This window comes from Zwartia panacis (genome assembly GCF_030410395.1).
GTDB lineage: Bacteria > Pseudomonadota > Gammaproteobacteria > Burkholderiales > Burkholderiaceae_B > Zwartia > Zwartia panacis.
The window spans coordinates 196,127-209,973 of the sequence record NZ_JAUHHF010000001.1; the positions used below are offsets into that span (position 1 = coordinate 196,127).

General features: G+C 51.4%; 14 protein-coding genes. 7 read left to right on the forward strand and 7 right to left on the reverse strand.

Annotation, left to right across the window (positions count from 1 at the left end; translation table 11 throughout):
* Positions 1-54 precede the first annotated feature (54 nt).
* Positions 55-1,053, forward strand: a complete 999-nt coding sequence (locus tag QWY30_RS00925; RefSeq protein WP_290237394.1) for a tripartite tricarboxylate transporter substrate binding protein — start codon at positions 55-57, stop codon at positions 1,051-1,053.
* A gap of 73 nt (positions 1,054-1,126) precedes the next feature.
* Here QWY30_RS00925 and QWY30_RS00930 read toward each other — a convergent pair whose 3' ends face one another.
* Genes QWY30_RS00930 through QWY30_RS00945 form a run of 4 tightly spaced genes read right to left on the reverse strand, consistent with a single transcriptional unit; the run spans position 1,127 to position 4,500 of the window.
* Positions 1,127-1,804, reverse strand: a complete 678-nt coding sequence (locus tag QWY30_RS00930; protein ID WP_290237395.1) for an RraA family protein — start codon at positions 1,802-1,804, stop codon at positions 1,127-1,129.
* Between the two features lie 4 nt (positions 1,805-1,808).
* Entirely contained in the window at positions 1,809-2,783 is a 975-nt protein-coding gene (locus QWY30_RS00935; RefSeq protein WP_290237396.1) for a Bug family tripartite tricarboxylate transporter substrate binding protein, read from the reverse strand.
* Positions 2,784-2,826: 43 nt separating this feature from the next.
* A complete protein-coding gene (locus tag QWY30_RS00940) occupies positions 2,827-3,255 on the reverse strand; it encodes an aconitase X swivel domain-containing protein (protein WP_290237397.1) in 429 nt (142 codons plus the stop codon).
* 3 nt (positions 3,256-3,258) lie between these two features.
* Positions 3,259-4,500 (reverse strand): aconitase X, encoded by a 1,242-nt coding sequence (locus QWY30_RS00945; RefSeq protein WP_290237398.1) that lies wholly within the window; start codon positions 4,498-4,500, stop codon positions 3,259-3,261.
* Between the two features lie 139 nt (positions 4,501-4,639).
* Between QWY30_RS00945 and QWY30_RS00950 the strand changes: the two genes are divergently transcribed.
* The 3 genes from QWY30_RS00950 (at position 4,640) to QWY30_RS00960 (ending at position 7,490) form a co-directional block, all read left to right on the forward strand.
* Positions 4,640-5,542 (forward strand): LysR family transcriptional regulator, encoded by a 903-nt coding sequence (locus tag QWY30_RS00950; RefSeq protein ID WP_353958785.1) that lies wholly within the window; start codon positions 4,640-4,642, stop codon positions 5,540-5,542.
* Positions 5,543-5,603: 61 nt separating this feature from the next.
* Positions 5,604-6,491, forward strand: coding sequence for an NAD(P)-dependent oxidoreductase (locus tag QWY30_RS00955; protein WP_290237399.1), 888 nt, complete (start codon positions 5,604-5,606; stop codon positions 6,489-6,491).
* Between the two features lie 42 nt (positions 6,492-6,533).
* On the forward strand, positions 6,534-7,490 hold the full coding sequence (locus QWY30_RS00960; RefSeq protein ID WP_290237400.1) for a 2-hydroxyacid dehydrogenase: 957 nt from the start codon (positions 6,534-6,536) through the stop codon (positions 7,488-7,490).
* On the opposite strand, the gene QWY30_RS00965 is transcribed toward QWY30_RS00960, so the two are convergent.
* Together QWY30_RS00965 and chrA are read right to left on the reverse strand one after the other, a co-directional pair.
* Positions 7,483-8,259: an enoyl-CoA hydratase gene (locus QWY30_RS00965; protein WP_290237402.1), complete on the reverse strand. Its 777-nt coding sequence runs from the start codon at positions 8,257-8,259 to the stop codon at positions 7,483-7,485. The two genes, QWY30_RS00960 and QWY30_RS00965, sit on opposite strands and share 8 nt — an antisense overlap.
* Before the next feature lie 36 nt (positions 8,260-8,295).
* On the reverse strand, positions 8,296-9,528 hold the full coding sequence (gene chrA, locus QWY30_RS00970; RefSeq protein WP_290237404.1) for a chromate efflux transporter: 1,233 nt from the start codon (positions 9,526-9,528) through the stop codon (positions 8,296-8,298).
* A 117-nt stretch (positions 9,529-9,645) separates the two neighbouring features.
* On the opposite strand from chrA, the gene egtD reads away from it, so the two are divergent.
* Complete coding sequence (gene egtD, locus QWY30_RS00975; protein WP_290237406.1) at positions 9,646-10,623, forward strand: L-histidine N(alpha)-methyltransferase; 978 nt, start codon at positions 9,646-9,648, stop codon at positions 10,621-10,623.
* A gap of 2 nt (positions 10,624-10,625) precedes the next feature.
* Here the strand turns inward: egtD and QWY30_RS00980 are convergent, their stop codons facing one another.
* Complete coding sequence (locus QWY30_RS00980; RefSeq protein WP_290237408.1) at positions 10,626-11,777, reverse strand: SUMF1/EgtB/PvdO family nonheme iron enzyme; 1,152 nt, start codon at positions 11,775-11,777, stop codon at positions 10,626-10,628.
* A 21-nt stretch (positions 11,778-11,798) separates the two neighbouring features.
* Between QWY30_RS00980 and senB the strand changes: the two genes are divergently transcribed.
* Together senB and selD are read left to right on the forward strand one after the other, a co-directional pair.
* Complete coding sequence (gene senB / locus QWY30_RS00985) at positions 11,799-12,779, forward strand: selenoneine biosynthesis selenosugar synthase SenB (protein WP_290237411.1); 981 nt, start codon at positions 11,799-11,801, stop codon at positions 12,777-12,779.
* 17 nt (positions 12,780-12,796) lie between these two features.
* Positions 12,797-13,846, forward strand: a complete 1,050-nt coding sequence (selD, locus tag QWY30_RS00990; protein ID WP_290237413.1) for a selenide, water dikinase SelD — start codon at positions 12,797-12,799, stop codon at positions 13,844-13,846.
* Position 13,847: the final 1 nt, after the last annotated feature.

The window sequence follows — 13,847 nt, forward strand, 5'->3', positions numbered from 1 at the left end:
TCTTCATCAAGATGTATGATGGGATTCAATTCCCACAATGCAAAGGAATTCTTCATGGTGCATACAACTCGTGCGTTCGCAAAGTTTGCCAAGCTTTCTCTGACAGCTTGTGTTTTTTCTTGGTTTTCACTCACGGCCTCATCAGCCGCGGCGCAAACAAATTACCCAACTAAGCCAATCAAGCTGATCGTAGGATTTGCACCAGGTGGTGGCTCAGATTTGATTGCTCGCTTGGTGGCCGCCAAGCTGGGTCCAGTACTGGGTCAATCAGTGATTGTGGAGAACAAGCCTGGTGCGGGCGGCAACCTTGCCGCTGAACTCGCGCTGAAATCTCCCGCAGATGGTTACACCTTGTTCTTGTCGGCTGCAAGTTATACCGTCAATCCCAGTTTCTACAAGTTACCTTTTGACTCTGGTAACGATATGACTCCAATTGCACTATTGGCCCGTGGACCTTTTATTATTGCGGCAACAAAAAGCTTTCCTGCCAATACGCTGCAGGAGTTTGTGACCTTGGCTAAGGCAAGTCCGGGGAAATACAGTTTCGCGACTTCGGGTCAAGGCAGTATCACCCAGATGGCCACTGAGTATTTCAATGAAACAGCAGGTATCAACTTGCTGCATATCCCGTACAAAGGTACCTCTCCTGCACTGACCGATACTGTAGCGGGTCACACCGATATCATTTTTGGAACTGTTGCCTCAACTTTGCCTTTAGTCAGTACTGGGCAACTCAAAGCATTAGCAGTGACCACGCCTAAGCGTTTGTCCGCTTTGCCTGATGTCCCGACTGTGATGGAGTCAGGCTACCCGTCCTACGAAGTGACGAACTGGCACGGGATTATTGCACCTAAAGGTGTACCGGTTGCTATTCAGCAAAAGCTGAATAAAGCCATCAATCAGGTTCTTCAGGACAAAGAGATGGAAAAGACGTTGACTAGTGATGGCTTGACGGCCGCCGCGTTGACACCAGAACAGTTCGGCGAGTTGTTGAGAAGTGAAATCGCTCGCTGGGGAGCTCTTGCTAAAAGTCGTGGATTGTCCATCAAGTGAATCTGATTTCTGCAGGCTGTTAAAAATCTGAACTATATCGATCCTCCGACGCGGAGGATCGATAGTTTCCTGACTATTTCTTTTGCAGCATCCGCTCGTAATTAAACCGTCGATCCACGTCAAGGATTGATTCGCCAGACTCCAGGGCGCGGACCATTTCGAGCTCCTTGCTCAGGATCTCCTCGGCGGCCGCGACGACCTCTTCTACTTTCTCGACGGGAATGACGACTACCCCATTCACGTCAGCGACAATGACGTCGCCAGGGCGCACAGGCGCATCGCCTAATCTGACTGGAACGTTCCAGGCTTCTTGAACGATGCGACCCCGGGCAGTCAAAGGCACAGTGCCGCGTGCGTGCACGGGAAACCCGAACACTTCACAGGCATCGACGTCCCGAACCGCACCGTCTACAACAACGCCTGAAACGCCTTTTTGTCGGGCGCCCATCGCGAGGATTTCTCCCCAGCAATTGTTGTAAAGATCGCCTCGGTTGTCGATCACAATGACATCACCGGGATGGCTGTTGAAGATGGCGTCTACGCCGAGGTGCGCTTTGGCAGGGACCGCGCCTGCCGCTGTCATCTTGATGGTGACGGCGCGCCCGATGACCTTTGTTTTGCCCCAGCGGGGAACGATACCGACGACGCTGCAGCGAGCGATCCCAAGCTGATCAAGCGCGTCGCTCAGATTGGATGTGGCAAGCGCCTCTAAGCGCCCTCGAAAATCTTTGTCAAACGTTTTGTTGTCCATAACCTTAGTCCACTTTTGCACCAGACATTTTAATCAGCTCTGCCCATTTTGGAATTTCAGCATCCACGACCTTCTTGAAATCAGCCGGCGTGCCGCCCAGCGCTGTTGAACCTTGCTCTTCAAGTTTTTTCAGGACGGCTGGATCTTTCATGACCGTTTGAATTGCGCTGCTGAGTTTGTTGACGATTGCAGGTGGTGTCGCTGCGGGAGCGAAAATGCCGTTCCACAAGACGATTTCATAGCCTGGCAGGATTTCTGCGATCGCAGGTGCGTTGGGGATTCTGGATGAGCGCGTTTTAGTGGTGACGGCAAGCGGTCTGAGTTTTCCGCTATCCAAATACCCAAGTACTTCGACCATAGGTGAAAAAACAGCTTGTACCTGGCCTGCTAGAAGGTCATTGTTCGCCAAGGAGCCGCCTTTGTAGGGGACGTGCACCATTTCACCTCCCACCATGTTGTTAAACAAAACACCTGCGAGATGGTTGGAGGCACCACTACCCGAGGAACCATAGTTCACGGGTACTTTTTTCTGTTTAACAATTTCGACAAACTCTGCCAGGGTTTTGGCTTGAAAATTATTGTTCACCATCAAAACATTCGGAATCAGCGCGACTTGCGAGACGGGTATGAGATCTTTCTGTACGTTTAAACCCATGTTTTTGTACAGAGAGACGTTTGCGGTGAGTGTGCTGGTATGCAAGAGGATGGTGTAGCCGTCTGGCTGGGCTCTGGCAACAAAGGCTGCTCCAATGTTACCCGCTGCGCCGGGCTTATTTTCCACGACTACGCTTTGACCGAGGATGGGACCGAGCTTTTCAGCGAGCATGCGTGCGGTGATGTCGGTGCTGCCGCCTGCTGCGAAGGGAACGACCATGGTAATCGGGCGAGTGGGCCAGTGACCTGATTGCGCCATCGCGCTAGTGCCTAAGGCAGCCATCGCAGTTGTTAAAACAAGTTTTGCAATTTTTTTTGTGATCATGATTTGTCTCCAGATGTTTTATCGCAATGTGCTTCGTTTATTTTTATGAACGATTTTTAAGACTCACTTCAACAACGCCTGCGTCTGCGTCGATTTCCACATAGTCGCCTGTTTTGATGACAACTGTCGGGTCTTGATCCAGTCCTGCCACGACGGGTATGTTGCCGATAATCGCACCGATGGTCGTGATGGGCTCTGGGTTGACTTGTATAAAAGCGACGGGGGCTGTGCCACGCGAGACCATGTCGTATATTTTGTATGAACCCCCTGTGGAGCCTTTGCCAGTCAAAAATACGAGCACTTTCCCGGAAATATTCATACCTTCAATTTCATGGCCAGGTTCGGTCACGATCCCAGTCATGTTGTCGACGCCTCCGTTAAAGCTGATGGCCTCTTTGGTCACAATTGCTTCGCCTTGAGCTTTGCCCGTGACAATTTTTCGCCCTTGAAGTTTTAATGTTGTTGTATTCATCTTTTATCTCCAGACACCGTCGATGGCGGCTTGCATCACGCGTTGTAGATTGCCGTAATGAGCCGGCAGTCCAAATTGACCGGGTGCATAAAAAGCCATCTTTGCTGAATTGGTGGTCAAGGTTTTGTAGCCTTTCGAGGGTGCGATCACACGACTTCTCGCTAAAAATGGGCAAGTTTCACGCACGACTACGCCACCAGCGTCTTTGATCGTCTTGATGTAGCCCATTTCATCGGCCATCGCATACATGGCGCCGGCGGTCGTGACCCAAAGCGACACGTCAGGGTGTATTTTTTTTCCTTCAAGCGCTTCGGCTACTTCCCGGATCTCCTGCACCGATGCATTTGGACATCCGACCAATATCCAGTCGACGTGATCTGAGGGCTCTTTGTTAAGAGCGTTTTCAGCTTGTTGACGTTCTTGCTCTCCAAATACCAGTGTTTTGGCAGGCTTACGATCACCAAAGGCTGCCTCGAGCGTGGGGGCTTCCGGCGTCACACCAATGGCATGAAACATACTCACCGCTCCAGAGGCTGCGAGTGCCGCACTCAAAGCCTTAAGTTCCTCAAGAGTAGGATGATTGGGGAGTCCCTCAAAAACCGGCGTATCTTGTCCTGCGATTTTCCCTGCAAAGTAACCGAGCGTTCCATAGTCAGTCATATCTCGCATGGGTGTTTCAACTTTGATCAAGAAACTTCCATAGCGATTTTCTTTGAGATGGAACCCGTATTCAGGTGTTCGACCGGTGAGTGCTGTAGCAAGAGCGCTTGGACCGCCTTCACGATTCGTTCTTGCGCCACAGACTGAGTTGGCAAAAACAACCGCGGACGATTCTCCCCAAGCCATATGTTCGCCAAAACGCGGCATGTTGCCCACCAGATAGGGGATGCAGGTATTACAGGTGTTTGCACCCATCCCCGCATAGGCTCCTGTCAAGCGTTTTTGCAGGACCTGATCGGATTCAGGAATGCCGATTTGCTCCCATTGAGTGGGATCCACTGCCGTTGGATTCGTGGTGACTCGGGTCACAAAGGTGCCCCCTTGTTTACGAATATCCTCGACAAAACGTGTGCCTGCCTCTTCTGCAACCAGGACGGATGATCCAGCCATGTGGACGTTATTCACGGGAAGGAGTTTCTCTGCCCCAAAGCTTTCCCCGAGTGCGACGAGGATTTGCATCGCTTTTTGAACTGCCGGGCCTTTTTCCCCCGCCAGCATCTTTGTCTCTTCTTCTGTCAGAAACATCTATTTCTCCGTTTATCACTGGAATCACGTATTCACGATCAACTAGGATTCTGGACAATTAAATAAATCATGAAAAGCGATAAATTGGAATTAATATACATTCTAAATAGTGATCTATTAATTGAAGTGAATATGCGCCATGATGACTTTCAAACAGCTGGAAGCACTGTTCTGGATTGTGCAGGCAGGTGGTTTCTCACAAGCGGCAGCGCGCCTGCACACCACTCAATCCGCCATTTCCAAGCGTGTGCACGAATTGGAGGAGATGTTTGAGACGCCTCTATTCGATCGTACCCAGCGCTCGGCTAAGCTGACGGCAAAGGGCGAGGAGATGTTTTTGGTCGCCAAGCGACTGTTGGAGCAGCGGGATGTCGCGATTGAGCAGTTTCAACGTCCGGAGGTTTTGGTGCGGCGCATCAGAATCGGTGTCACAGAACTGACAGCCATGACGTGGTTGCCTCGATTGGTCAGCGCGATCCAGGCCCACTACCCCAAGGTCATCATCGAACCCGATGTGGATGTCAGCCTTGCCCTACGTGACAAGCTGTTTGCCGATGATGTGGATTTGATGATCGTGCCTCAGGTTTTCGAAGATCAACGCTTAGTGGTCAAGAGAGTAGGCGTCGTAGAAAATGTGTGGATGTGTAAGCCGGGTCTGGTGAAAGCAGGCAGAAATCTGCGCATGCAGGATTTGGCAAACCATAGGCTGCTCACTCAAGATGATCGTTCAGGCACGGGTCAGCTCTATAACCGTTGGCTGCAGTCGATTGGTATTCAGCCAGAAAATACGATCTTGAGTAATAGTCTCGTCACACTCATCGCACTGACGATCTCCGGGATGGGCGTGAGTTATCTGCCTAAGAATTGTCTGCAGCAAATGATTCAGGCTGGTGCGCTTCAAGTGTTGCCAATCAAACCGACCTTGCCACTGGCCTCCTATGCTGCCGTGTATCGTGCAGATCGAAAGAGCACCTTTATTTCTGCGGTGGCGACTCTCGCGCAAGATCACTGTGATTTCGGTACGATCTTTCAAACAGCTTAATGGATGTATTAGTATCTGGCTATAACCGAATCTACAAAAAATAAATCTCAAGGAGACAAGTATGAAAGTAGGCTTAATTGGTGCAGGAAATATCGGGCAACATTTTGCGACGCGTATTCTGGCTGCAGGTCATGAACTCGTAATTTTTGATCTGAATAAAGAGGTGCTGACGCGCTTCAAGGCCCTAGGCGCCGAAGTGGCCGACGGAGTGTCTGACCTTACTTCGCGTGTGACAGATGTTTATTTGTGTTTGCCGGTACCTGCTGCGGTCAAATCCGTAGCCGCTGAAGTCGTGAACGGTTCAATGGTCAACATGTTGATTGATCTTTCCACGACGGGTCCTTCGATTACCAAAGAAGTTCACGAAATATTGTCGCAAAAAAATATAGCATTTGTGAGTGCCCCGGTCAGTGGCGGGACTGTTGCTGCCCAGCATGGCACGCTGGCGGTGATGGCGGCAGGAGATACGGAGGCATTTAAAAAAGCCGAACCGATTTTGAAGATCATAGGCAAAAATATTTTCTTCCTCGGTGAGGATCCCAGCCTGGGTCAAACGATGAAGATCATCAACAACACTTTGTATGCCACCAGCATGCTGGCAAGCTGCGAAGCATTAGTTTATGGCGTCAAAGCTGGTCTGGACTCCAAGACCATGCTCGATGTTTTGAATGTGTCGAGTGGCAGATCCTTTGCGACACTTGAAAGAATTCCGCAATGTGCCTTGGACAGAAGTTTCCCTGTGCGTTTCACCACAGAGTTACTGCACAAGGACATCAAAATGTGTCTGGATGAAGCCGAAAAAATTGGTGCGCCAATGTTTATCAATCAAAACGCACGACAGTTTCTCGCCTTTGCAATGACGCAAGGTGATGGACCCAAAGACAATCTCATGCCGATGAGACATTTTGAAGAGTGGGCTGGCGTTCAGTTTGGTAAAAAACCCGATTAACTCAGAATTAAAAGTTCGAGTGGTAAGGAAGGATGCGTGTTGATGTCTCAAAAGTCTTTGCTGTTAGTGCTTGTATTTTTGACCGAAGATCATCGTTCTCTTTTGTCAGAACATTTTGACGTGATTTACTTGCCTTACGAAAAATATGGCGGTGATCGATCATTTTGTATCGAAACCATGCGTGAACATGCGTCGCGAATCAAGTTCGTTTTGACCAACGGCGCGTTTGGTTTGAAAGATGCCGAAATGGCACGCATGCCCAAGCTCGAGTTCATCAGCACGTTAGGTGTCGGCCATGAAAGTGTTGATCTTGAGGCTGCTAAAAAAAGAGGCATTGTCGTTTGCAACACAGCGGGGACGAATGCGGAGGTTGTCGCAGATCACACCATGATGTTGCTGCTTGCCACCATCAGGCGACTGCCATTCCTGAATCGCGAAGTGCGTAAAGGTTTATGGCGTGACGACGTTCCACGACCAAGACATATTTCAGGTAGAAAGATCGGTATCTTTGGTTTGGGTGCCGTGGGACAAAAAATCGCGACGCGTGCTCAAGCCTTTGAGATGCAGGTGGGTTATCACAGTCGTACCCGAAAGGACGAAACGGGGTACACGTATTTTTCAAACATTGAAGAACTGGCAACATGGTGTGATTTTCTGGTGCTTTGCGCCCCAGCAGGTCCCCAGACATTTCATATCGTAAATCGCAAAATTTTGGACATGCTGGGTCCTGAAGGTGTGTTGGTGAATGTTGCCAGAGGTGCCCTGGTCAATACAGAAGAACTTGTTGAAGCTATTCAGGCAAAGGCGATCGCAGGGGCTGCTCTGGATGTGTATGAGGGTGAGCCCAATTTGCCGCCCGCTCTAATCGATCTCGATGATGTGGTGATCACCCCTCATATTGCAGGTGTTTCTCCGGAGGCGATGCGCTCAGCGATAGACAGAGTCATTGAGAATTTGCAACGTCATATCGCTGGGCAAGCTTTGATATCGCCTATTTAGATTTTTTCTCTTTCAAGAACTGACCCATGTACTGCTGTGGTTCACCAGTTTGAAAAGCTGCAGCAAACTCACTGATACTGTTTCGGATAGAGGTCTCCAGAGGCTCGTCTTCCCATTCTCGCATCATGCGTTTTTGTTGGGCGAGCACCTTGGGACCAAGTTCTGCGAGACCATCGGCGACACGCGCGATTTCTTGGTCTAGCGTATCGAGTTCGACCACCTTATCGAGCAATCCCCAAGAGAGCCCTTGCTGGGCATCGATAACTTCACCCGTCAGGAGCAACCATGCCGCGCGCGACTGACCGATTAGCCGAGGCATGAGTGAAGCGTGAATGACGGAGGGGATGCCTACTTTGACCTCAGGCATGCCTAGCTTCGCAGCTGTCGATGCGATACGCAGGTCGCAGCAGAGGGCGAATTCAAGTCCGCCACCGAGTGTCCAACCTGGCACGCGAGCGATGACCGGCATGCGCAAGACACGGACGGCTTCACACAATTGTCTGAGTTTGTCGATAAACACCCTGGCAGTTTGGTGATCAAGCGCAGCCATTTCCTTGATGTCGGCACCCGCAACAAAGGCTTTGTCGCCATGCCCACGCATGACCACGACTCGAACATCGTTGTTATTTTCGACCCAGGCTAATGCCTCGATCAGGCCATTCATGACAGGCGTGCTCAAAATATTCAGGCTGCCTGCCTGTTGAATGGATACGGTCGCAACACCTTTAGTCGATACGTTGACTGTAGCAAACTGATTCTCAAACATCATTCTTTTGTCACCTGATTTTATGTGGTCATGTATTGGTTAAATCAAATGAAGCAGCCAGCCCGTTAAACCTCCGACCATCACTACGAGCCATGGCGGGAGTTTCCAGAACATCAGCGCGACAAAGGCGATCAGTGCCAGGCAAAAATCCTGTGTACTGAGGATCGCGCTTGTCCAGACTGGCTGATACAGTGCGGCGAGTAACAAGCCCACGACAGATGCATTGATGCCGCTCAGTGCTGCTTGCGTGCGTAGGTTTTGACGGAGTTGTTCCCAGAATGGCAGGGCACCTACGACTAATAAGAAAGAGGGAATAAAAATCGCGATCAGTGCGATCAGTCCGCCTGCCCAACCGCTGGGAGCACTCGTCATGGAGGCGCCGAGAAACGCGGCGAACGTAAAAAGGGGTCCTGGCATGGCTTGAGTGGCGCCGTATCCAGCCAGAAAAACTTGTTCCTCTACCCAGCCCGTCGGCACAACCTCGGTCTGCAGCAGTGGAAGGACGACATGACCACCACCAAACACCAGAGAGCCTGCACGGTAAAAGGCATCCACGATGGCCAAGGTCTGACCAGGCATTGCTTCGGAGGCCAGTGGCAAGAGGATTAACAAGATAAAAAAGAGAGCAAGCCAGAGACTTCCCGTTCGCCGTGAGATCTGAATGGGAAGAGGATCGTGTGGGGCAAGCTGAGCAGGTTTGAATAGGGCTACACCCGAGATTCCAGCCACAATGATCACGCCTACTTGAGCCCAAACCGACGGCATGAGCAGTACGGCGCAAGTGGCGAGCATCATGATCGAGATGCGTTTTTCATCTGTACACAGACTGCGAGCCATGCCCCAGACTGCTTGCGCCACAACCGCCACCGCGACGATTTTTAAACCATGAAGTGCTCCGGCCGAGAAACTGTTGCCGGCACTTGAGATCCCAATCGCAAAGAGAATCAGCACGATTGCCGAGGGAAGGGTAAAACCCGCCCAGGCTGCAAGTGCGCCAGCGTAGCCTGCTCTCGAAAAACCTAGTGCGATGCCGACCTGACTGCTGGCTGGTCCTGGGAGAAACTGACAGAGCGCGACGAGATCTGCATAACTTCGGTCGCTGAGCCATTGTCGACGTGTGACGAACTCTTCTCGAAAATATCCCAGATGGGCGACGGGTCCTCCGAAAGAAGTCAGCCCAAGTCTGAGGAAAATCAGAAAGACTGTCCAGACGGAGCGGTTATTGGAGCGTTTTTCGGATCGGTTTTCGTTTGATGGGGGAGATGTTGTCATGATTATGAGTACCCAAAGTATCTAGGTGATTATGCCTCAGCTCGTGTCTGTAAATGAAGGGTTGAGTCAAGCGTGTTATGGTTTCACACACTTAAGTGAGCTTTCCGGAGCAGTGGCATGACCCAGCGGATCCCGAGTTTTTACAAGACCTTTGAAATTGATCCCGCTGCGGTGGTGGCCGAGTTAGAGTCGGGCCTGTGCTCGCCGCATGCACATTGCTCACCAAAATATTTCTACAACGCTTTGGGTTCAACCTTGTTTGAGGCCATTACGCATTTGCCTGAGTATTACCCGACGCGTACCGAAGCCAGCATTTTTACTGAACACGCCAATGAGATTCACCGTCATATCCCTCTCCAAGCTGCGTGGATCGATCTGGGAGCCGGGAGTTGTCAAAAAGCAGTGAGCCTGTTCGCTGGAACGACACCTGGGATGTATGTGGCGGTAGACATCTCGCTGGATTATTTGACGGGTACGCTGATTCAACTGCAGCGCAGTCACCCGACGCTCGAAATGGTTGGCGTGGGGATGGACTTTTCCTCATCTCTTGATTTCCCTGCAGTACTCGCTAGTCAGTTCACTGAACGTCCGGTCTTTGCTTTTTATCCGGGGTCAAGCCTTGGCAACTTTACGCCCTCGGAGGCGCAGAAGTTTTTAGGTCGAGTGTCTCACGTTTGTCAAAACGCTCAAACTGGTTCTGGTTTACTGATCGGGATAGATTTGGTGAAGTCCAGACAAGTTCTTGAGCTTGCTTACGATGATGAACTGGGTGTGACCGCAGCATTCAATTTGAATGTCTTGAGACATATCAACACCTTATTGGGAACCAATTTTGATGTGCGTGACTGGCGCCATAAGGCTTTATTTAACGAAGCAGAGTCTCGAATCGAGATGCACTTGATCGCCCGCCATGCTCTCACTGTGCGCTGGGGCAGTCGGTCGCGTGATTTTCAGGCAGGAGAGGGTATCCATACTGAAAATTCCTACAAGTGGACGATTCCCGACTTTGATTCGCTTCTGAAGTCTGCAGGATTCTCAGAAACAAAATACTGGACGGATCCCCAACAGCAGTTTGCCGTGTTTTGGGCGAGTTAAGTTCAGAGTGAATGGTGACAAACCCTGAAACCAGAGTAGATGTCGCGGCGCTCGGGTGTGAAAAAGTTGCGGTAATGCACATTGCGTAAATATGGGTGAGTCGCCCGTGCAGCGCCGCGTAGGACTTTTCGTGAACCAAACCAAGGCGCGGAATATTCGACGTAGGGGTGGGGCGTAAAGCCCTCGAAAGGTTCGAACGTGTCCGATGTCCATTCCCAGACATCGCCCCATTGGAAATTTTGTAGTGTGCGAGCAGCGTAGTCCCATTGGGCCTCGGTCGGGAGGCTGCACTGTGCCCAGCGGCAATAGGCTTGAGCGTCGTCCCAGGAGATGTGTTGGGCGCATGCTTCGGGATTGATAGGTTCCCAAGTGCCGAAGGTATTGATTTCATAAGGTACTGAGCCAGTCTGCGCCTTCGAGGGTTGGACATAGAGTGGCAATCGGTGTCCTGTTGACTCGACGAAATCGAGATACTCTCTCCAAGTCACCGGTTGCAGCGCAATGGCAAAAGATTCGAGCCTGGTTGTGCGTTCTCCGACTTCGTTATCAAAACAAAACGACCGACCCGCCAAACCACTCCAGTTTGTCCCCATTTTCCAGTCGGTCGCTGTGAGCTGACTCATCCCCTGCGGATAGACATTAGGGTGTGAGGCCCATTGGGTCTCAAATGGAATCCCCAAGGCTTGGGCCATATAGGTACTGGCCTCCAGGTGCATCGCTTCATGTTGCAGTGCAAGCCAGTAAAAATAAAGTGCAGCTGAACCATCGGTTTCTTTTTCTAAAGTCACTAGTGTTGTATCAAGTGTCTTTCTCAGATAGTCCAAGCATTGCTCAGTTTTTAGGAGAGGGAGGGTCCAGCGCAGATCATGGGCGACTTGTGTACTGTCATACCATTGATCAGCCGAGTTGACGATCGAGGGTGCACGTTGGTGTTTGATGTCCTGAAAGACGCCGCGCTCCCTTTGTAGATTGCGCGCGATCCAATATTCCTGAAACCAGGCGAGGTGGCCTAATTCCCAGAGTGGAGGATTAAACTCATCCTCCAAAGGAACCGTGAGTACACTGGCTCGCTGATAGCAGGCAAAAGCCTCGAGCGTATGCGCGCGCAGAGTTTTAAGCCCTCGAGCCAATATGTGTACTTCTGCTTGTCTCATAATTCTTGCTAACCTCTTGTTATGTCTATTTTACCCAAGCCTACACTGTTGAATGTTGTGATTGTCAGTCCTGCGCTGGCAGCGGCGAACAATGGCAACTGGCAGACTGCCCAGCGCTACGCCAGACTACTGCGCGCGTTTTGCCGCGTCAGGATTGTGCAGCGATGGGATGGCAGTGAAAGCGATGATGTCATGATCGCTCTGCATGCACGACGCAGCTATGAGTCGATCGCACAGTGGCATGTGCGCCACGGAACGCGCGGTTTGATTGTCGTTCTCACAGGTACGGATTTGTATCGCGATATTCAGAGCGATCCGCAGGCGCAGCAATCGCTTCGCTGGGCGCATACGCTTGTTGTGTTGCAGTCTGAAGGGGTGCAAGCTGTGCCGGAGTCCTTTCAAGCAAAAACAGTCGTCGCTTTTCAGTCGACAACAACGCGTCAAACACTTCGCAAAACGCCAAGATATTTACGCGCGATTATGGTGGGTCATCTGCGTCCCGAAAAATCGCCTCGAACCTTTTTTCAGGCAGCCCGTCAGTTGGCATCGCATGGTGATATCCAGCTTCAGCACGTGGGTGGCGAACATGATCCCGAGCTCGCACAACTCGCGCATCAAACTGCTGCAGAATGCCCAAATTATGTTTTCCTCGGTGCCCGTTCACACGAGGCGACGCGAAGACTGATCCAGCGTGCGCATGTTCTGGTTCACCCGAGCGTGATGGAAGGTGGAGCGCATGTCGTCATGGAAGCCATATGCAGCGGTGTTCCAGTGGTTGCTTCCCGCATCCCCGGCAACGAGGGCATGCTCGGTCATGATTACGCTGGTTTTTTTCCGACAGAGGATGCGGCGGCTTTAGCTGAAGTTTTGCTGCGTTTGCGCCGTGACGCTTCGTTTTATGCTCAATTAATGGCTCAGTGCGCCTTGAGAGCCCCCTTGTTTGCACCCGCCCGTGAGCAAGAGCGTTTGATTACAATCGTCCAACAGTCTTTTTTGTCTTAACCCCCCCAAGGAATCTCATGAAATCACTCGAGCCCCGCCTAACTTCACTGTCGCACGGTGGCGGTTGTGGATGCAAAATTGCTCCGGCCGTCTTGTCCGAGATTTTGAAGGGCACCCTTCAGATGCCGATTCCCAAAGAGTTGATGGTGGGTATCGCGACCGCTGACGACGCTGCGGTTTATCGTTTAAACGATGAACAGGCTTTGATCGCAACAACGGATTTTTTTATGCCGATCGTAGATGATCCGCATGAGTTCGGCCGCATTGCCGCAACGAATGCCATCAGCGATGTCTATGCGATGGGGGGGCGTCCGATTTTGGCATTGGCGTTGGTTGGCATGCCGATCAATGTGCTCTCAACCGAGACGATCGGTAAAGTTCTCGAAGGTGGCGCTTCGGTTTGTCGCGCGGCTGGAATACCGATTGCGGGTGGTCACACAATCGACTCAGTCGAGGCGATTTATGGACTCGTTGTGCTGGGCCTCGTGCATCCCGACCGTGTCAAGCGTAACGATGGCGCGCGCAAGGGCGATGTGATGATTTTGGGCAAGCCTGTTGGTGTGGGTATCTTGTCAGCGGCTTTAAAAAAGGAGGCGCTTGATGAGGCCGGATACGCTTCAATGATCCACAATACGACCAAACTGAATACGCCCGGTCCTGAGCTCGCCGAGCTCGAAGGCGTGCATGCCTTAACCGATGTGACGGGTTTTGGTCTGGCCGGACACGCCCTTGAAATTGCCCGTGGTGCCGACTTGACTGCCCAGATTAAATGGGCCGATGTGCCTTTGTTGCCGGGTGTGACTGATTTGATCAAGGCTGGAATGGTAACTGGAGCCTCAGGTCGCAATTGGGATGGCTATGGTCAAGACGTCAGTCTCGCGGTCAACTTGGGTGCAGAATGTAAAACCCTGCTGACCGACCCTCAAACCAGTGGCGGCTTGCTGGTGTGTTGTGCACCTGAAGCGGTGCAGGATGTGCTGGCGATCTTTAAAAAGCATGACTTCGGGCATGCCAGCGTGATTGGCCAGATTACCGAAAAGCAAGCTGCGCGTCTCGTGGTGGTCTGAG